This is a genomic window from Phreatobacter sp., assembly GCF_051860605.1.
In the GTDB taxonomy this organism is placed as follows: domain Bacteria; phylum Pseudomonadota; class Alphaproteobacteria; order Rhizobiales; family Phreatobacteraceae; genus Phreatobacter.
Genome location: NZ_JBHYDR010000013.1, coordinates 14,605 through 31,558 on the forward strand (window position 1 = coordinate 14,605; position 16,954 = coordinate 31,558).

19 protein-coding genes are annotated in these 16,954 nt (G+C 68.3%); 11 read left to right on the forward strand and 8 right to left on the reverse strand.

Annotated elements, in window-relative coordinates:
- Nucleotides 1-9: 9 nt before the first annotated feature.
- Nucleotides 10-531, reverse strand: coding sequence for a DedA family protein (locus ACTIFS_RS19330; RefSeq protein WP_439575753.1), 522 nt, complete (start codon nt 529-531; stop codon nt 10-12).
- A gap of 201 nt (nt 532-732) precedes the next feature.
- Here ACTIFS_RS19330 and ACTIFS_RS19335 point away from each other — a divergent pair, with 201 nt between their 5' ends.
- A complete protein-coding gene (locus ACTIFS_RS19335; protein WP_439575754.1) occupies nt 733-1,704 on the forward strand; it encodes a phosphoribosylaminoimidazolesuccinocarboxamide synthase in 972 nt (323 codons plus the stop codon).
- Nucleotides 1,705-1,719: 15 nt separating this feature from the next.
- On the opposite strand, the gene ACTIFS_RS19340 is transcribed toward ACTIFS_RS19335, so the two are convergent.
- Nucleotides 1,720-1,950 (reverse strand): toxin-antitoxin system YwqK family antitoxin, encoded by a 231-nt coding sequence (locus tag ACTIFS_RS19340; protein ID WP_439575755.1) that lies wholly within the window; start codon nt 1,948-1,950, stop codon nt 1,720-1,722.
- Between the two features lie 165 nt (nt 1,951-2,115).
- Here ACTIFS_RS19340 and ACTIFS_RS19345 point away from each other — a divergent pair, with 165 nt between their 5' ends.
- Complete coding sequence (locus ACTIFS_RS19345) at nt 2,116-2,589, forward strand: nuclear transport factor 2 family protein (RefSeq protein WP_439575756.1); 474 nt, start codon at nt 2,116-2,118, stop codon at nt 2,587-2,589.
- Between the two features lie 4 nt (nt 2,590-2,593).
- On the opposite strand, the gene ACTIFS_RS19350 is transcribed toward ACTIFS_RS19345, so the two are convergent.
- The 3 genes from ACTIFS_RS19350 to ACTIFS_RS19360 form a co-directional block, all read right to left on the reverse strand.
- On the reverse strand, nt 2,594-3,217 hold the full coding sequence (locus ACTIFS_RS19350; RefSeq protein WP_439575757.1) for a 2,3-bisphosphoglycerate-dependent phosphoglycerate mutase: 624 nt from the start codon (nt 3,215-3,217) through the stop codon (nt 2,594-2,596).
- A 24-nt stretch (nt 3,218-3,241) separates the two neighbouring features.
- On the reverse strand, nt 3,242-4,048 hold the full coding sequence (dapB, locus tag ACTIFS_RS19355) for a 4-hydroxy-tetrahydrodipicolinate reductase (protein ID WP_439575758.1): 807 nt from the start codon (nt 4,046-4,048) through the stop codon (nt 3,242-3,244).
- A 100-nt stretch (nt 4,049-4,148) separates the two neighbouring features.
- The gene (locus ACTIFS_RS19360) at nt 4,149-5,384 is read right to left on the reverse strand and encodes a M20 family metallo-hydrolase (protein ID WP_439575759.1); all 1,236 of its coding nucleotides are present in this window, start codon (nt 5,382-5,384) and stop codon (nt 4,149-4,151) included.
- A 251-nt stretch (nt 5,385-5,635) separates the two neighbouring features.
- Between ACTIFS_RS19360 and ACTIFS_RS19365 the strand changes: the two genes are divergently transcribed.
- Together ACTIFS_RS19365 and ACTIFS_RS19370 are read left to right on the forward strand one after the other, a co-directional pair.
- Complete coding sequence (locus tag ACTIFS_RS19365) at nt 5,636-6,277, forward strand: DUF1007 family protein (protein WP_439575760.1); 642 nt, start codon at nt 5,636-5,638, stop codon at nt 6,275-6,277.
- On the forward strand, nt 6,274-7,254 hold the full coding sequence (locus ACTIFS_RS19370; RefSeq protein WP_439575761.1) for a nickel/cobalt transporter: 981 nt from the start codon (nt 6,274-6,276) through the stop codon (nt 7,252-7,254). The genes ACTIFS_RS19365 and ACTIFS_RS19370 overlap by 4 nt, the downstream gene beginning before the upstream one ends.
- Before the next feature lie 88 nt (nt 7,255-7,342).
- Here the strand turns inward: ACTIFS_RS19370 and ACTIFS_RS19375 are convergent, their stop codons facing one another.
- Nucleotides 7,343-7,876: a GcrA family cell cycle regulator gene (locus ACTIFS_RS19375; RefSeq protein ID WP_439575762.1), complete on the reverse strand. Its 534-nt coding sequence runs from the start codon at nt 7,874-7,876 to the stop codon at nt 7,343-7,345.
- A gap of 458 nt (nt 7,877-8,334) precedes the next feature.
- Between ACTIFS_RS19375 and ACTIFS_RS19380 the strand changes: the two genes are divergently transcribed.
- The 6 genes from ACTIFS_RS19380 to argF all read left to right on the forward strand — a co-directional run bounded on the left by ACTIFS_RS19380 (nt 8,335) and on the right by argF (nt 14,092).
- Nucleotides 8,335-8,703: an ArsR/SmtB family transcription factor gene (locus ACTIFS_RS19380; protein ID WP_439575763.1), complete on the forward strand. Its 369-nt coding sequence runs from the start codon at nt 8,335-8,337 to the stop codon at nt 8,701-8,703.
- Nucleotides 8,684-9,226 (forward strand): arsenate reductase ArsC, encoded by a 543-nt coding sequence (locus ACTIFS_RS19385; protein WP_439575764.1) that lies wholly within the window; start codon nt 8,684-8,686, stop codon nt 9,224-9,226. The genes ACTIFS_RS19380 and ACTIFS_RS19385 overlap by 20 nt, the downstream gene beginning before the upstream one ends.
- A 97-nt stretch (nt 9,227-9,323) precedes the next feature.
- Complete coding sequence (locus ACTIFS_RS19390) at nt 9,324-10,370, forward strand: ArsJ-associated glyceraldehyde-3-phosphate dehydrogenase (RefSeq protein ID WP_439575765.1); 1,047 nt, start codon at nt 9,324-9,326, stop codon at nt 10,368-10,370.
- A gap of 1 nt (nt 10,371) precedes the next feature.
- On the forward strand, nt 10,372-11,649 hold the full coding sequence (arsJ, locus tag ACTIFS_RS19395; RefSeq protein ID WP_439575766.1) for an organoarsenical effux MFS transporter ArsJ: 1,278 nt from the start codon (nt 10,372-10,374) through the stop codon (nt 11,647-11,649).
- A 347-nt stretch (nt 11,650-11,996) separates the two neighbouring features.
- The gene (locus ACTIFS_RS19400; protein ID WP_439575875.1) at nt 11,997-13,178 is read left to right on the forward strand and encodes an aspartate aminotransferase family protein; all 1,182 of its coding nucleotides are present in this window, start codon (nt 11,997-11,999) and stop codon (nt 13,176-13,178) included.
- Nucleotides 13,175-14,092: an ornithine carbamoyltransferase gene (gene argF, locus ACTIFS_RS19405; protein ID WP_439575767.1), complete on the forward strand. Its 918-nt coding sequence runs from the start codon at nt 13,175-13,177 to the stop codon at nt 14,090-14,092. Before ACTIFS_RS19400 ends, argF begins: the two co-directional genes overlap by 4 nt.
- A 7-nt stretch (nt 14,093-14,099) precedes the next feature.
- On the opposite strand, the gene ACTIFS_RS19410 is transcribed toward argF, so the two are convergent.
- Nucleotides 14,100-14,918 (reverse strand): esterase/lipase family protein, encoded by an 819-nt coding sequence (locus ACTIFS_RS19410; protein WP_439575876.1) that lies wholly within the window; start codon nt 14,916-14,918, stop codon nt 14,100-14,102.
- Nucleotides 14,919-15,194: 276 nt separating this feature from the next.
- Between ACTIFS_RS19410 and leuC the strand changes: the two genes are divergently transcribed.
- Entirely contained in the window at nt 15,195-16,604 is a 1,410-nt protein-coding gene (leuC, locus tag ACTIFS_RS19415) for a 3-isopropylmalate dehydratase large subunit (protein ID WP_439575768.1), read from the forward strand.
- A 50-nt stretch (nt 16,605-16,654) separates the two neighbouring features.
- On the opposite strand, the gene ACTIFS_RS19420 is transcribed toward leuC, so the two are convergent.
- Complete coding sequence (locus tag ACTIFS_RS19420) at nt 16,655-16,903, reverse strand: hypothetical protein (RefSeq protein WP_439575769.1); 249 nt, start codon at nt 16,901-16,903, stop codon at nt 16,655-16,657.
- Nucleotides 16,904-16,954 lie beyond the last annotated feature (51 nt).

Consider the following 16,954-nt stretch of genomic DNA (forward strand, 5'->3'; position numbering starts at 1 on the left):
CGGTTCAGGTCAGTGCAGCCATTTCAGGTACTGGCCGAGGAAATTGCCGGGCACCAGCAGCGCACCGGCCCAGACGAAGGCCGAGACCACGTTGGCGATCTGGAACTTCCACTGCGACATGCCCACCATGCCTGCGACCAGCGGCACGGAGGCGCGCAGCGGCCCGGAGAAGCGGCCGATGAAGATGGCCCACACGCCCCATTTCTCGAAGAATGCATGGCCCTTGGGCAGCAGGTCGGGATGGCGCGACAGCGGCCAGATCTTGCCGATCCCGTCCTTGAAGTAATAGCCCACCCAGTAGGACACCGCGTCGCCGAGGATGGCGCCGAGGGCCGCCGCGATCAGGATCGGCCAGAACGGAATGCCGCCGGCCCCGACCAGCGGGCCGAAGGCGATGATCATCGCCCAGGCCGGTACGATCAGCGACAGGACAGCCAGCGATTCGGCGAAGGTGAGCAGGAAGATGATGAGCGGCGCCCAGCCCTGATTGGCCTTGACGAACTCGATGACGGTGGTGGCGTAGGCTTCCACGAGGGCCTCGGGTGACGGAGGGGCAAGCGAACCAAGACGATCGCCGTATCGCGGTCAAGCGCTTTGCCGGGGCGATGCCGGCGGATGCACGGATTTTCCTCGGCGCCTGTCCCGGAGGAGGCGGTGGACAAGCTCCGCCGCCTGTCGACGCGGCCGCATGAAGGCGCCATAAGCGGGCCTGACGGCCGGAGAGACGCGACCATGGACATGGCACTTTTGAGGGCGAATGCGCATCGCGTGCTCGACGATGCCACCATCCCGGAACTGCCGAACCACTACCGCGGCAAGGTGCGCGACAATTACGACCTCGCGGACGGCAGCCGGGTCATCATCGCCACGGACCGGATCAGCGCCTTCGACCGGATCCTGGCGGCGATCCCGTTCAAGGGCGAGGTTCTGACCCAGACGGCTCGCTACTGGTTCGAGGAGACGGTGGACATCTGCCCGAACCATGTCATCGCCTATCCCGACCCGAATGTGGTCGTTGGCAAGCGGCTGACCATCCTGCCGGTCGAGATCGTGGTGCGCGGTTTCCTCGCCGGCACCACCGGCACCTCGGTCCTCACCCTCTACCGCAAGGGCGAGCGGACGATGTATGGCGTGACCTTTCCGGACGGGATGCGCGACAACGAGCGCCTGCCGGAGCCGATCATCACGCCGACGTCCAAGGCCTTCGACGGCGGCCATGACGAGCCGCTGACGCCGGACGAGGTGCTGGCGCAAGGGCTTGTGACACCGGACCAGTGGCAGACGCTGACCGCCTATGCCCTGGCGCTCTTCGCCCGCGGGCAGCAGCGCGCTGCCGAGCGCGGGCTCATCCTCGTCGACACCAAGTATGAGTTCGGCACGGACGAGACCGGCCGCATCGTGCTGGCCGACGAGATCCACACGCCCGATTCGAGCCGCTACTGGCGGGCGGCGACCTATCCGGCCCGCTTTGCCGCCGGCGAGAAGCCGGAGAGCTTCGACAAGGACTTCGTGCGCAACTGGGTGGTCGCGCGCTGCGACCCCTACAGGGACCCTGTTCCTCCGATCCCGGACGATGTCATCGTGGCGACGGCTGCGGTCTATATCGAGGCCTTCGAGACCATTACCGGCCGGTCTTTCGCTATCGGACCCGACGAGGGCCGCGTGCTTGACCGCATCCGCAGGAATCTCGCGGCCTTCATGTGAGGCGTCCCGGCGCCTTCAGGACTTCGGCTTCATCCGCGTGACCTTGTAGGCCTTGCCCTCGCGGTCATAGGTGGTCCATTCGCCGACCTGCCGGCCCGCTTCGAAATACCCGCTGCGCAACCGCGTTCCGTCGCGGCGGAACCATTCCCAGTAGCCGGTCGGGAGATCGTCGACTGTCTGGCCGCGCACCCAGGGCGAGCCGTCCCGGTGGGCTTTCTCGAAAGGGGTGGTCGTCTCGTCCGTCATGGCCCGCGGCCTGCCTCGCCTCCACCGCTCCATGCCGGCATGGGGCGCGTCCTTCACGAAGTGTTCATCACCGATGATATCTGTTTCGTCGAATGTGCTGATGTCAATTTCGGCGAGAATCCCCTATCGCGCCTGACGTTGCGTCAATCTGCTGCCGGGGGACCGATGTCACTGCGCCTTGTCACCGACGAACTGAGCCATGAGCAGAAGCTCAAGGTGGCCTATTCGGCGTGGTCGCGTGGCGATGTCAGCGCGCTCCATTCCATCTTCAGCGAGGATTGCGAGTTCAATCTCATCGGCAATCCGGTCCTCAATGCCAATGCCGGGCTGCGGGTCGGCCCGGCCGGCGTGCTCGAGGTGCTGCAGCAGTTCCACCGGATGTTCGTGGTGCGCGAATTTCTGATCGAGAAGATCATCGTCAACGGGGACGATGCCGTCGTGCACTGGCATTCCAGCCTGGAGTTCCGGCCAAACGGGCGGATCATCGACAGCGAGCGATGCGACCTGATCCGCTTCCGCGGCGGGCGGATCCGGTCGATCAAGTGCTTCTACGATTCCGCCACCATGGCCATCGTCACCGGGCAGGCCCGGCCGGCGAGCGACGTTGCCGACGAGGTCGCGCAGGCGCGCAAGGCGTGAGCCGTCAGGTGTCCAGGACCTGCTTCGACGCCACCGTCGTGTCGGCATTCAGCCGGTAGACCAGCGGCACGCCGGTCTTCAGTTCCAGCATGGGGATCGTCTTCTCGTCGAGCCGGTCGAGCACCATGGCCAGCGCGCGCAGCGAATTGCCGTGCGCGGAGACGAGCACGCGCTCGCCGCGCATCACCCGCGGCAGGATTTCGGCGACGTAGTAGGGCAGCACGCGCGCCACGGTGTCCTTCAGGCTCTCGCCGCCGGGCGGCGGCACGTCGTAGGAGCGGCGCCAGATATGCACCTGCTCATCGCCGTATTTGGCGGCCGTCTCGGCCTTGTTGAGGCCGGCAAGGTCGCCGTAGTCGCGCTCGTTCAGGCGCCAGTCCCGGATGATCTCGAGGCCGGTCTGGCCGATCTCGCCAAGGATCAGGTCAAGCGTCCGCTGGGCCCGGGACAGCGCCGATGTGTAGGCGATGTCGAAGGTCAGCCCGAGGGCCTTCAGCTGGCGGCCTGCCCGGTGGGCCTCCTCGACCCCCGTCTCGGTCAGGCCGGGGTCCTTCCAGCCGGTGAACAGGTTCAGGCGATTCCACTCGCTCTCGCCATGGCGGGTGAGCACGAGGAGGCGTTCGGTCATGTTCGAGGATTCCCGGAGTGAGGGTCAGAGGCCGAGAACATCGGCCATGGAATAGAGACCGGCAGGCCTGGCACGCGCCCACAGGGCGGCCTTGAGCGCGCCACGGGCGAACAGCGCGCGGTCCTCGGCATGGTGGGACAGCGTGATGCGTTCGGACGGCCCCGCGAAGATCACCGAGTGGTCGCCGACGACCGTGCCGCCGCGCAGGGCGGCAAAGCCGATATCGCCGCGCCGGCGGGCGCCGGTCTGGCCGTCGCGTCCGCGCGCTGACCTGCCGGCGAGGTCGATGCTGCGCCCTGCGGCTGCCGCCTCGCCGAACATCAGCGCCGTGCCGGAGGGGGCGTCGATCTTGCGGTTGTGGTGCATCTCGACGATCTCGATGTCGAAATCCTCGTCGAGCGCGTTTGCCGCACGCTTCACCAGCGCGGCCAGAAGGTTCACGCCGAGCGAGAAGTTGCCGGACTTGACGATCGGCGCGATGCGGGCCGAGGAGGCGATCGCCTCGTTCTCCGCCGCCGAGAAGCCGGTGGTACCGCAGACATGGACGCGCCGGTGCTTGGCGGCCAGACCGGCGATCTCCACCGACACGCGCGGGATGGTGAAGTCGATGACCGCATCGGCCTGGGCGAGGGCTGCGTCCGTATCGCTCGTGATCGGCACCAGCGCGCGCCCGGCACCGGCCAGCAGGCCCGCATCCTCGCCGAGCGCGACATGGCCCTCGGGCTCGGTGGCGCCGCTCAGCTTGAGCCCGGCCGTCTCCTGAACCAGGCGGACAAGGGTGCGTCCCATGTGCCCGGCGGCACCGGCGATGAGAATACGCATCTCGGACATGGGCTAGTACTCCCCGTCGCTTCGGATGCGCGTCCTAGCAGGGCAATGGAGGCTTGGAAAGCAGGCGGGGCAGGGCGGCTGCCTTCGCGGCGCGCCCGGTTCAGCCGCGAGCGTCATAGGCTAGCACGGCCTCCAGCAGGACCTGCGCGCCGGCGGCGCAGTCATCCTGCGTGGCGCTCTCCGTCTCGTTGTGGCTCAGGCCTTCGGCGCAGGGCACGAAGATCATGGCCGACGGGCAGACACGCGCCGTGTACATCGCGTCGTGGCCGGCGCCCGAGGTGAGCTCGCGGGCCGAAACGCCGATCTTTTCGGCCGCCTGGCGCACCATGGCCACGCAGGTCGCGTCGAAAGGCTGGGCGGGCGAATCCTGCAGCGGCTGGATGTCGGCCACGCCCTTGTGGCGGGTTGCGGCCTCCTCGAAGGCCGTCCGGATCTTCGCCACCATCTCGCCCAGCACCTCGTTGCTCGGGTGGCGGGTGTCGAGGGTGAATTTCACCGTGCCGGGCACGATGTTGGGCGAACCCGGCTCGGCCGAGACGATGCCGACGGTCGCCATGCCCGGCGCATGGTCGAGCGCGATCTGGCGCATCGCCACGACCGCTTCCGCGAAGGCGGAAAGCGCATCGCGCCGGTAGGTCATGGGGGTGGTGCCGGCATGGCTTTCCCGGCCGGTGATCTGGCCGGTGAACCACTTGATGGCCTGCACGCCGTTGACGATGCCGATGGTCCTTCCCTCCTCCTCCAGCACCGGGCCCTGCTCGATGTGCAGCTCGAAATAGGCGGCAAAGCCGATCGCGCCGGGCGCGACGGTGCCCCGGTAGCCGATCGCGTCCAGCGCCTCGCCCTGCGTTACGCCATCGCGGTCCTTGCAGGCGTCCATCTGCGCCTGCGTCAGGGCGCCGGCATAGACCGCCGAGCCGACCATCGACGGCGAGAAGCGGGCGCCCTCCTCGTTGGTCCAGTTGATGAGCGCGATCGGTGACTGGGTCTCGTAGCCGGCCTGGTGCAGCGTCTTCATCGCCTCCAGCCCGGCCAGGACGCCGAGCACGCCGTCGAACTTGCCGCCGGTGGGCTGGGTATCGAGGTGGCTGCCCATGGCGATCGGCTTGCGGGCGTTGTCCTTGCCGGGCCTGATCGCGATCATGTTTCCGGCCGTGTCGACATGCACGGTGCAGCCGAGCGCCTCGCATTCGGCGCGGAACCAGTCGCGCACCCGGCGGTCCTCGTCCGATAACGTCAGGCGCCTGATGCCGCCCTTCGGCGTGCCGCCGATCCTGGCGGTCTCCATCAGCATCTCCCACAGGCGGCGGCTGTCGATGGTGAGGTTGGGGAGCATGGAAATCCTCGGCTGTACGGGGTCCGGCGCACCCGGCCTCTGGTCGGGCGCCTGTCGGTCTTCAGGGGAGGAGCGGAGATTTTCACCCGCCCGGCCGGAACGCAAGGGCGCAGGGGGGCATGGTGGCTCTGAGCCCACGGGCTGCTCGCGCTGCACAAGCCTTTCGTCAACCTCCCGTTAACCCTGTCGTCCGCCATATCTTGGCCGTGTTCGATCCCTTTCTGGGGCCACGCTCAACCCAAGGGTCCGACGTGTTCCGATCCCGGCTCGCCCTGATCTACCTTTTCGTGCTCGCCCTGGCCGCGCCCGCACGGGCCCATCCGCATGTCGAGGTGCAGACCTCCGCCGAACTGATCCATGACGACAAGGGTCAGGTGATGGCGATCCGCCATGCCTGGGCGTTCGACGAGCTCTATTCGAGCTTTGCCACGCAAGGCCTCGATGCCAACCGGGACGGCGTGTTCAGCCGCGAGGAACTGGCCGAGCTGACCCGCGTCAATGTCGAGCATCTCGGTCAGCAGCGCTTCTTTACGGTGATGCGCCACGAACGCCGGCACGTTTCCTTCGGCGAGGTGCGCGATGCCTGGTCGGAGGTGGTGGGCGGCAAGCTGGTGCTGCGGTTCACGGTGCCCGTCGCCACACCGTTCCAGGCGGCGGGGCGTCCGGTGACGCTGCAGATCTACGACCCGGACTATTTCGTCGCTTTCGTTGCTGCCGAGGGCGAGCCGCTGCGTCTGGTGAGCGCGCCGCAGGGCTGCCGGCTCGACTATACGCCGCCGCGCGGTGGCGAGCGGGCGGCGAGCACGCTGTCGGAAAGCTTCTTCCAGGCCCTCGGGCCGGGCGCCAATTTCGGCCAGCAGTTCGCCGGCCTGTTCACGGTGACCTGCCCGTGAGGCTGGCTCCGGCTCGCCTGCCGGTGACGGCGCTGGCCGTCGCCGCGGTCCTGCTGATGGCCGGTTTCGGCGTGGCGCTCGCACAAGGACCGCCTTCGGCCTTCGGCGGGGCGCCGCGCGCGCCGGCTCCCGACGGGATCGTCGGCTGGATCATCGCCGAGCAGGCGCGTTTCTACCGCCAGCTTTCACTCACCGTCCGATCGATCCGAACAGGCGATGCGGGCGCCCTGTGGAGCCTGCTCAGCCTGTCGTTCCTCTACGGCGTCTTCCATGCCGCCGGCCCCGGCCACGGCAAGGCGGTGATCTCCTCCTATATCGTTGCCACCGGCGAGACGGTGAAACGCGGCGTCGCTCTGGCCGCGCTGTCCTCGCTGGTCCAGGCGTTCACCGCCATCGCGCTGGTCGGGTTCCTGGCCGCCATCATCGGCGCCACCGCCCGCACGATGAGCCAGGTCGTGAACTGGGTGGAGATCCTCGCCTATGGCCTGATCGTCGCCATCGGGCTGCGGCTCCTCTGGCAGAAGGGGCGGGCCTTCCTCGCCCGGCTCGCCTCCTGGCGCTCCGGCCGGGCCGTGGCGGGCATGGGCTGCGACGACAACTGCGCGCACCTGCCGGCGGCCGATCAGGTGGCGCGGGTTCACTCGTGGCGCGAGGCGCTGGCGGTCATCGTCAGCGTGGGGCTCAGGCCTTGCACCGGCGCGGTCCTGGTCCTGGTCTTCGCGCTGTCGCAGGGCATCGTCCATGCCGGCGTGCTGGCGACCTTCGCCATGGCCGCCGGCACGGCGCTGACGGTTGCGGCCATCGCGGCCTTTGCCTCGGGGGCGAAGGCGCTGGCCGTGCGCTTCGCCAGCCCGCGGGCAGGGCTTGCGACGCTTGCTCTGAGCGCGGCGGAAGTGGCGGCGGCGCTGGCGGTGATGCTGTTCGGCGCGGCGCTGCTGACCGGCTATCTCGCCGTCGAGCGCATGATGCCGTTCTGATCCAAGCGGCGTCCGCGTCACGAAAAAGGGCCCTCCGGTGGGAGGGCCCTGAAGTGGACTGCCATGCTATGCGCGCGGGAGGACGCGCTTATCGGCCGAGGGCCGATCTCTTGTCCCGACGCCGGTCGACGACGGGCTGGTAGGCAATGCGGGCATGATAGGAGCAGTAGGGAATGCCGGACCCGGAGCGGGCGCCGCAATAGCGGAAATCGTCCTTGCCGGGGTCGCCGATCGGCCAGCGGCAGGAATATTCCTTCAGTTCCATGATGGTGCAGCGCTCGCCCATGGGAACGACATTGTCGATCTCGGCCGGCCTTGCGGCCTCGACCTGGGGCAGGAGCATCGGCGCGGGACGCGGCTTGAAGGCAAGGTTCGAACGGGACGCCGGCATCGAGGGCCGGGGCGGCGCCGAGGGCGCTGCGCGCGTGGTCTTGCGGGCCCTGGGGGCGGTGCTCGCCGTCGGCTTGGCGCGGCCGGACAGGCCGAGGCGATGGACCTTGCCGATCACCGCGTTGCGCGTGACCGATCCGAGTTCACCGGCGATCTGGCTGGCACTCAGCCCATCGTTCCAGAGCTTCTTCAGGAGCTCGACCCTTTCGTCGGTCCACTGCAGCTGCTGCATGCTGTCTCCTCCAGTTTCGGAGCCGCGGTCCGGCCGCAGGAATCCGCAATCCCGCGCCGGCCCGTCCGGGGCCGTCGCTGGGACGCTAATACGCCTGAGGTGAGGTCCGCCGCACGAGATGTCGTATGCCGACGGCCGGACACTACGCTATTGATTGAATCAGACGCAAGAGTCGGCCGAATCTGCGGACCGTTTTCCCCAGCAGGTTCCGGGCTCTTGCGAATCCATCCACAGGCCCCAACGTCATCTGCGCTGCCGATGAATGAGTCTTGCCAAGACCTTAACGACAGTGTGCTTTTTGAGTCACGCTGCCGTCTTGTTTTTGAACCGGTTTGAGCCGGGCAGATTCCCAGACCTCCGGCCCCTATCGGGCCACGCCTCCGGGCGCTGACGCGCGCGGCGGGAAAGGCGTTCAGGGCGTCATGATGCCGTCATAAGGCATCGATAAATCCGGATACATGGATGATACCGAGGCCATCACCGCCCTCGCGGCACTCGCCCAGCCGACACGGCTGACCACGTTCCGCCTGCTGGTGGCGAGCGAGCCGGACGGCATTGCCGCCGGCGAACTCGCGCGCCGGGTGGAGGTGCCGCAGAACACGATGTCCGCCCATCTCGCCGTGCTGTCGCGGGCAGGGCTCGTCACCGCCGAGCGTCAGAGCCGTTCGATCCTCTACCGCGCCGATCTGGACCGGTTCCGGGCGGTGATGCTGCATCTGGTCAACGATTGCTGCGGCGGCCATCCGGAAATCTGCATTCCCCTTGTCGACAAGCTCACCCCCTGCTGCCCGGAAAAGGTTGCCCCCGATGACCGCCCAGCCCGATAACGGCCGCATCTACAACGTGCTGTTCCTGTGCACGAGCAACTCGACGCGCTCGATCATGGCCGAAGCGATCCTCACCCGGGACGGTGGCGGGCGCTTTCGCGGGTTCTCCGCGGGCAGCCAGCCCTCCGGCAGCGTCAACCCGCTCGCGCTCAAGGTGCTGTCAAGCTACGGCTACCCGACCGAAGGGTTGCGGTCGAAGGGCTGGGAGGCGTTTGCTGCCTCCGACGCGCCGGTCATGGATTTCGTCTTCACGGTCTGCGACACAGCCGCCGGCGAGATCGCCCCGGTCTGGCCGGGACAGCCGGTGACGGCGCATTGGGGCATCGAAAATCCGGGTCGCGTCGAGGGTACCGAACTGGAACGCGAGGCCGCCTTCGTGGCCGCGTTCCGCTACCTGAGGAACCGCATCACGGTGTTCGCCGCGCTGCCGTTCACCAGTCTCGACAAGCTCACGCTGGCCAGCCGCCTGCGCGACATCGGCCAGCTTGAAGGCACGAGCCGCCCCGATCCCAAGGTTGCGTGAGGCGTGTGCGTTCCGGAGCGCGGCCTGACCGGCCGCGTGCTGGCGTGCATCGTGAGCCGGCCGCCAGGCCGGGCGAATGACAGGCGGAGTGACATTCATGCGGGTGGGTATCAGCGGCATGGGCCGCATCGGCCGGCTGGCCCTTCGGGCGGCCATGGGCGCGGCGCACAGGCCCGCGGACGATCCGGCGGCCGGCAACCGGCTCGACGTGGTGCATCTGAACGAGATCAAGGGCGGGGCCTCGACCACGGCGCACCTGCTGGAGTTCGACAGCGTCCAGGGACGCTGGCGCGGGCAGATCGCCGCCGATGGCGAGGAGGCCGTGACCATCGGCGAGCGCCGCCTGTCCTTCTCCGCCCATGCCAACCCGGGCGAAATTCCGTGGGGCGATCTCGGCGTCGACGTGGTGCTGGAATGCACCGGCAAGTTCCTGACGCCCGCCGTGCTGGAGGGCCATCTGAAGCGCGGGGCAAAGCGGGTCATCGTGGCGGCGCCGGTCAAGGACCCGTCCGTGCTGAACGTCGTCGTCGGCGTCAACGAGAGCCTCTACGACCCGGCAAGCCACCCGATCGTCACCGCCGCCTCCTGCACCACCAATTGCCTCGCCCCGGTGGTCAAGGTCGTCCACGAGCATATCGGCATCGAGCGCGGCCAGATCACCACCATCCACGACCCGACCAACACCAATGTGGTGGTCGATGCCCCGCACAAGGATCTGCGCCGGGCGCGTTCGGCCATGCTGTCGCTGCAGCCGACGACCACCGGCAGCGCCACCGCCATCGCGCTGATCTATCCGGAACTGAAGGGCCGCCTCGACGGCCATGCCGTGCGCGCGCCCGTGCTCAATGCCTCGCTGACCGACTGCGTGTTCCAGATGAAGCGGCCGACCAGCGCGGAGGAGGTCAACAGCCTGTTCCGCGCCGCGGCGGCCGCCGGTCCGCTCGCCGGCATCCTCGGCTTCGAGCCCCTGCCGCTGGTCTCGGCCGACTATGCGCGCGACACGCGCTCGGCCATCGTCGACGGACCGTCCACGCTGGTCACCGACGGCGTGTTGCTGAAGGTCTATGCCTGGTACGACAACGAGATGGGCTATGCCTGCCGGATGGTCGATCTGGCCCTGCACCTTGAGCGGACGGGGCTCTGACATGGCCGGCGCACCCGCCGCGTCGGGGGTTCGCAACTACGCGATCGTCACGGCCGCCTACTGGGGCTTCACGCTCACCGACGGCGCGCTGCGCATGCTCGTGCTGTTCACCTTCTTCAGGCTCGGCTACTCGCCGTTCACGCTGGCGCTCCTGTTCCTGCTCTACGAGGCCGCCGGCATCGTCGCCAACTTCCTCGGCGGCTGGCTGGCCACCCGCTACGGCATCACGCGGATGCTGACCATCGGCCTTACCACGCAGATTGCCGGGTTCCTGCTGCTGTCGGCCATGTCGCCGGGCTGGGACATGGCGCTGCTGGTCACCTGGGTGGTGGTGGCGCAGGGCATTTGCGGGGTTGCCAAGGACCTCACCAAGACCGCCTCGAAGTCGGCGATCAAGGTGACGGAGAAGGAGGCGCGCGGGGCGGCCGGGGGCAGCGCGGATGGCCGCCTGTTCCGCTGGGTGGCCTGGTTCACCGGCTCCAAGAACGCCATGAAGGGCGCCGGCTTCTTCCTCGGCGGCGTGCTTCTGGAAGCCTTCGGGTTCCGCCTGTCGCTCTGGCTGATGGCGGCGGGTCTTGCCATGGTGCTCGCCGGCGTCGTCCTGTCGCTGCCGGCCATGATGGGCAAGGCCAGGGCCAGCGGCTCGGCACGCGAACTGTTCGGCAAGAGCCGCGGCGTCAACCTGCTGGCGGCGGCGCGCATCGGCCTGTTCGGCGCGCGCGACGTCTGGTTCGTCGTCGGCCTGCCGGTGTTCCTCTATGCCTATGGCTGGACCTTCCCGATGGTCGGCGGGTTTCTCGCCATCTGGACCATCGCCTATGGCGTGGTGCAGGCCGCGGCGCCAGCGCTGGTGCGGCGCAGCCCCGACGGGCTGTCGTCCGAGGTGCCGGCCGCCCGCTGGTGGTCGCTCGGCCTCATGCTGGTGCCGGTTCTCATCGCCGGCGCCTTGTGGCTCGGGCCTGCCCGTCCGGACCTGATCCTGGTGGCGGGGCTTGCGGTCTTCGGCTTCGCCTTTGCGGTCAATTCCTCGGTTCACTCCTATCTGATCCTGGCCTATGCCGGCTCGGAGAAGGGGGCCGAGGATGTCGGCTTCTACTATGCCGCCAATGCGGCCGGCCGGTTCACCGGCACGCTCCTGTCGGGCCTGCTCTACCAGGTGGGCGGCATCACCGGCTGCCTTGCCGGCTCGGCCGTGATGCTGGCGGCCTGCTGGCTGACCACCCTTGCCCTGCCAATGACGGCCGGCGAGGGGGCGCCGCCGCGGGAACGGCCTGCGTGACCACCACGATCCGGCACGGTCCGGACTGACCGATGCGGGGCTGGTCGATGCCATGATGGCGCAGCCGATCCTGATCAACCGGCCGATCGCCGAGACGCCCGGAGGCACGGGCCTGGCCGCCCTTCCGAGCAGGTCCTCGCCCTGCTCGCGGCGCCGCCCGCCCGCTTCGCAAGAGAGGATGGCGAGGTGGTGACCTAGCCGCCCGCGGCCTGAGGCAAAAGCCGCCGATCTTGACTTTCCACAGGGTCACCCGCATAGATTTTGCGCGCGCCGCCCTTCGGGGCGGCCGCTTTTTTTTCTGGGTTTCCGGGAGTTTTCGACGGGAGGTCGAAGTGATCACGCCGCTGATGCCGAACTATGCACGGACCGAACTCGCCTTCGAGCGGGGCGAGGGCTGCTGGCTGGTGACGGCGGACGGGCGACGAGTCCTCGATTTCGGCGCCGGCATCGCGGTCAATTCGCTCGGCCATTCCCATCCCCACCTCGTCGAGGCGCTGGTCGAGCAGGCCCAGAAGGTCTGGCACGTCTCCAACCTGCACAACGTGCCGGAGGCCGAGCGGCTGGCCAGGCGCCTGACCGAGGCGACCTTCGCGGACTCGGTTCTGTTCTGCAATTCCGGCGCCGAGGCCAATGAGGGCGCGATCAAGCTGGCGCGTAAATACTTCGCCGTGCGCGGCGAGGAGAACCGCTTCCGCATCATCACCTTCGAGGGTGCCTTCCACGGCCGCACGCTGGCGACCATCGCCGCCGGCGGCCAGAAGAAATACCTTGAGGGCTTCGGTCCCAAGGCGGAAGGCTTCGACCAGGTGCCGTTCGGCGACCGCGCGGCGCTTGAGGCGATGATCAGCCCGGACACCGCGGCGCTGATGATCGAGCCGATCCAGGGCGAGGGCGGCCTGCGCGAGGTGCCGACCGAGGAGCTGCGCTACCTGCGCGAGCTCTGCGACCGGCATGGCATGCTGCTCATCCTCGACGAGGTGCAGACCGGCGTCGGCCGCACCGGCAAGCTGTTCGCCCATGAATGGGCGGGCATCACGCCGGACATCATGTCGGTGGCCAAGGGCATCGGCGGCGGCTTCCCGATGGGCGCGATCCTGGCGGTGGAGAAATGCGCCGCCGTGTTCACGCCGGGCACGCACGGCACCACCTTCGGCGGCAATCCGCTGGCGGCGGCCGTCGGCAATGCCGTGCTCGACGTGGTTCTGGCGCCCGGCTTCCTGGAGGAGGTCCAGCGCAAGGCCCTGCTGTTCAAGCAGAAGCTTGCCGGGCTTGCCGACCAGCATCCGAAGGTGTTCGAGACCGTGCGCGGCACCGGCCTGCTGACCGGCCTCAAATGCGTCCTACCCAACACCGATGTGACGGCTGCGGCGCGCCGCGAGGGCCTGCTGGTGGTGCCGGCGGGCGACAATGTCATCCGCCTGATCCCGCCGCTGGTCGTCTCTGACGAGGAACTCGACCTGGCCGTCGGCATGCTCGATCGCGCGGCCAAGAGCCTGGAGGCGCAGATGGTGAAGGGAGCGGCCGAGTGACCAGCTCCCCCCGTCATTTCGTCGACCTCGCCGATTTCGGCGGGGCCGAGCTGAAAGCCATTCTCGACAAGGCGGGCGCGCTGAAGCGCGTCCGTCGCACGCCCGAGGCCGGCAAGCCGCTGGCCGGCAAGGTGCTCGCCATGATCTTCGAGCGCCCGTCGACCCGCACGCGCGTCTCCTTCGACGTGGGCATGCGCGAACTCGGCGGCGAGACCATCATGCTGACCGGCACCGAGATGCAACTCGGCCGCGGCGAGACCATCTCCGACACGGCGAAGGTTCTCTCCCGCTATGTCGATGCCATCATGATCCGGATGCTCGACCACAATGCCGTGCGCGAGCTTGCCAATGCCGCCAGCGTGCCGGTGATCAACGGCCTGACAAAGCTTTCGCATCCCTGCCAGATCATGGCCGACGTCATGACCTTCGAGGAGAAGAAGGGCTCGATCAGGGGCAAGACAGTGGCCTGGACCGGGGACGCCAACAACGTGCTCGGCTCGTGGATCCAGGCGGCGCCCCGGTTCGGCTTCAGGCTCAACATCGCGACCCCCGAGGAGCTTGCGCCGCGCCGCGAGATGATCGCCGCCGCCCAGCGCGAAGGCGCCGATGTGACCTGGACCTCCGATCCCTATCAGGCGGTTGACAAGGCGGACTGCATCGTCACCGACTGCTGGGTGTCGATGGGGGACGAAGATGCCGGCCGCCGCCACAACCTCCTGAAGGCCTACCAGGTCAACAAGCAGCTGATGAGCGCGGCAAACTCCGACGCCATCTTCATGCATTGCCTGCCGGCCCATCGCGGCGAGGAGGTCACCGACGAGGTGATGGACGGGCCGCAGTCCGTCGTCTTCGACGAGGCCGAGAACCGCCTGCATGCGCAGAAGGGCGTGCTGGCCTGGTGCTTCGGGGTGTGAGGCGGTCCTATCGCCTGCGGCGGGTCGCATAGGCCGGCTTGGCCTGCGCCACCCCGGGCCGGGCGGATGCTACGGCCCGGCCGGCCGCCGCACGGACGGCGGCCAGGGCACGGCTGACGGGGCCGGGCGCTTCCGGTGCCCGGTAGGGCCTGAAGCGCCCCTCGGCCTGCGCCAGCCGGTCGGCCAGCACGCGAAAGACCTGCGGGTTGTGGGTCAGGCCGAGATGGCTGCCGCGAACCTCGACGCTTTCCGACAGCGGCCCGTTCTGCTCCACGCAGCATTGCCAGGCGCAGATGCCATCGGTGCGGCTGTAGATCGCCGTGGTGGGCACCGGCGGCGGCGTGGCCAGCCGTCCGCCCATGTGGCGGTCGCAGGCGTCGATGCCGTGTCCGGAGGCCCATTCATAGACGCGCCAGGCGCGCGTCGCCCGCGGGCTTCCCGCGAACGGGCTGCCCAGCGTGATCACGGAGCGGGTGAGGTGGGGGAAGGCCTTGGCAAGTTGCCGGGCGTATATGCCGCCAAGGCTGGTGCCGATCAGGCTGACCTTGCGGCCATGGCGGTCGGCGAGAGCGTTCAGCAGTGCCGCAAGGTCTGTTTCCAGCGTGCCGCGCGGGCCCCGATTGGTGCCGAGCCCCCAGCCATATGCGGCATAGCCGCGCGCGCCGAGAAACCGCCGCATGGCGCGCGAGCTCCAGTCCGACGACATCAGTCCCGGCAGGACCAGAACCGGATGGCCGTCGCCCTCGGGCATGGCGCCGAGCGTCCGGCGCACCACCGACAGAGCCGCCATCTCGGCAACGGCACGCGCTTCCATGAGCGTCAGCATCAGTGCGGGTGGCGCAAGCACGGTGCCGCCTTCTGCAGATACGGCCAGGCCCTGCGGCGCGGCGAGTTGGCGTGTGGTGGCGGTCATGGTGTCCGATGCGCGCGTGCATCCCCTGTCCTGCGATGGAGGAGCAATGCGCGGGACCCCGTCTCAGTTCCCGCGGCCCGCCTGCGACCTGCCGCCACCCTGTCATGCATGCGCGGTGCCGGCTCTTCTCTCCGGAACCATTCGAGGGTATGAGACCCGCCACTTCCTCTCGTTTTCCGGAGGTCCGCCATGGCCGCACCGCGCACGCTCTACGACAAGATCTGGGACGACCACGTGGTCGACACGCAGGACGATGGCACCTGCCTTCTCTATATCGACCGCCACCTCGTCCATGAGGTGACGAGCCCGCAGGCCTTCGAGGGCCTGCGCACGGCGGGCCGCAAGGTGCGCGCGCCACAAAAGACGCTCGCCGTCGTCGACCACAACATCGCGACAACGCCGGACCGCAAGTTCGGCATCAAGGACGAGGAAAGCCGCACCCAGGTGGAGGCGCTCGCCCAGAACGCCAAGGAGTTCGGCATCGAATATTACGATGCCGCCGACATCCGGCAGGGCATCGTCCACGTCATCGGGCCGGAGCAGGGCTTCACCCTGCCGGGCACCACCATCGTCTGCGGCGACAGCCACACCTCCACCCATGGCGCCTTCGGCGCGCTCGCCCACGGCATCGGCACCTCGGAGGTGGAGCACGTGCTCGCCACCCAGACGCTGATCCAGAAGAAGGCGAAGAACATGCTGGTCCGCGTCGACGGGCAGCTGAAGGACGGCGTCACCGCCAAGGACATCATCCTCGCCATCATCGGCGAGATCGGCACCGCCGGCGGCACCGGCTCGGTCATCGAATATGCGGGCGAGGCCATCCGCTCGCTGTCGATGGAAGGCCGCATGACCGTCTGCAACATGTCGATCGAGGGCGGTGCCCGCGCCGGCCTGATCGCGCCCGACGAGAAGACCTATGCCTATCTCAAGGGCAAGCCCAAGGCGCCGAAGGGCATGGCCTGGGACATGGCGGTGAAATACTGGGAGGCGCTCTACAGCGAGGAGAGCGCGCATTTCGACCGCACGGTGGTGCTGGACGCCTCCAACCTGCCGCCCATCGTCACCTGGGGCACGAGCCCGGAGGACGTCATCTCCGTGCAGGGCGTGGTGCCCGATCCGGACGCCATCGAGGACGAGAACAAGCGCCTCTCCAAGTGGCGGGCGCTCGAATATATGGGCCTGACGCCGGGCACGAAGATCACCGACATCCGCCCGGACAAGGTGTTCATCGGCTCCTGCACCAATTCGCGCATCGAGGACCTGCGCGAGGTGGCACGCGTCGTGAAAGACAAGAAGGTGGCGAACACGGTCTCGGCGATGATCGTGCCGGGCTCGGGGCTGGTGAAGGAACAGGCCGAGCAGGAAGGCCTCGACGTCATCTTCAAGGCGGCGGGGTTCGAATGGCGCGAGGCGGGCTGCTCGATGTGCCTCGCCATGAACCCGGACCGTCTGGCGCCGGGCGAGCGCTGCGCTTCCACCTCGAACCGCAATTTCGAGGGCCGGCAGGGCTACAAGGGCCGCACTCACCTCGTCTCGCCGATCATGGCGGCGGCGGCGGCCATCGAGGGCCATTTCGTCGATATCCGGACGTGGGGCTGAGGCCGCTTGCGGAGCTGAGCCGGTCCTGACGGGCCGGCTGCTCCCGCACCTCACATGAAACCGACCGACCGCGCCATGCCGGCAAGCCGGGTGGCGATGCGGCGGGCATGGGCGTCCGCCTTCACCGGCGCCGGCTGGACCATCGCCTCCATGCGCCGGATCTGGCCGAGCATGTCGATGACGAAAAGCGAGAGCAGGGCCGCAAGCGCAAGGCCGGTCACGAGGACGAGGCCGATGAGCAGCGGCTCGGTGATCAGAGCCTGCGCGATGGACGGGCCGGCAAGACTTGGTGCGGACATGGCCGCCTCCTTCAGGTTCGACAGGTTCCATCAGTACCGGTTTCAAGCCAT

Bases quoted from the DNA above. Each gene is read 5' to 3' on its own strand.
- dapB (WP_439575758.1), bottom strand. From the start codon at position 4,048: ATGTCCGAGATGCGTATTCTCATCGCCGGTGCCGCCGGGCACATGGGA.
- arsJ (WP_439575766.1), top strand. From the start codon at position 10,372: ATGGCCGGCGCACCCGCCGCGTCGGGGGTTCGCAACTACGCGATCGTC.
- ACTIFS_RS19375 (WP_439575762.1), bottom strand. From the start codon at position 7,876: ATGCAGCAGCTGCAGTGGACCGACGAAAGGGTCGAGCTCCTGAAGAAG.
- ACTIFS_RS19345 (WP_439575756.1), top strand. From the start codon at position 2,116: ATGTCACTGCGCCTTGTCACCGACGAACTGAGCCATGAGCAGAAGCTC.
- ACTIFS_RS19360 (WP_439575759.1), bottom strand. From the start codon at position 5,384: ATGCTCCCCAACCTCACCATCGACAGCCGCCGCCTGTGGGAGATGCTG.
- ACTIFS_RS19400 (WP_439575875.1), top strand. From the start codon at position 11,997: ATGCCGAACTATGCACGGACCGAACTCGCCTTCGAGCGGGGCGAGGGC.
- ACTIFS_RS19350 (WP_439575757.1), bottom strand. From the start codon at position 3,217: ATGACCGAACGCCTCCTCGTGCTCACCCGCCATGGCGAGAGCGAGTGG.
- ACTIFS_RS19390 (WP_439575765.1), top strand. From the start codon at position 9,324: ATGCGGGTGGGTATCAGCGGCATGGGCCGCATCGGCCGGCTGGCCCTT.
- ACTIFS_RS19410 (WP_439575876.1), bottom strand. From the start codon at position 14,918: ATGCTGACGCTCATGGAAGCGCGTGCCGTTGCCGAGATGGCGGCTCTG.
- ACTIFS_RS19335 (WP_439575754.1), top strand. From the start codon at position 733: ATGGACATGGCACTTTTGAGGGCGAATGCGCATCGCGTGCTCGACGAT.
- leuC (WP_439575768.1), top strand. From the start codon at position 15,195: ATGGCCGCACCGCGCACGCTCTACGACAAGATCTGGGACGACCACGTG.
- ACTIFS_RS19340 (WP_439575755.1), bottom strand. From the start codon at position 1,950: ATGACGGACGAGACGACCACCCCTTTCGAGAAAGCCCACCGGGACGGC.
- ACTIFS_RS19380 (WP_439575763.1), top strand. From the start codon at position 8,335: ATGGATGATACCGAGGCCATCACCGCCCTCGCGGCACTCGCCCAGCCG.
- ACTIFS_RS19385 (WP_439575764.1), top strand. From the start codon at position 8,684: ATGACCGCCCAGCCCGATAACGGCCGCATCTACAACGTGCTGTTCCTG.
- ACTIFS_RS19420 (WP_439575769.1), bottom strand. From the start codon at position 16,903: ATGTCCGCACCAAGTCTTGCCGGCCCGTCCATCGCGCAGGCTCTGATC.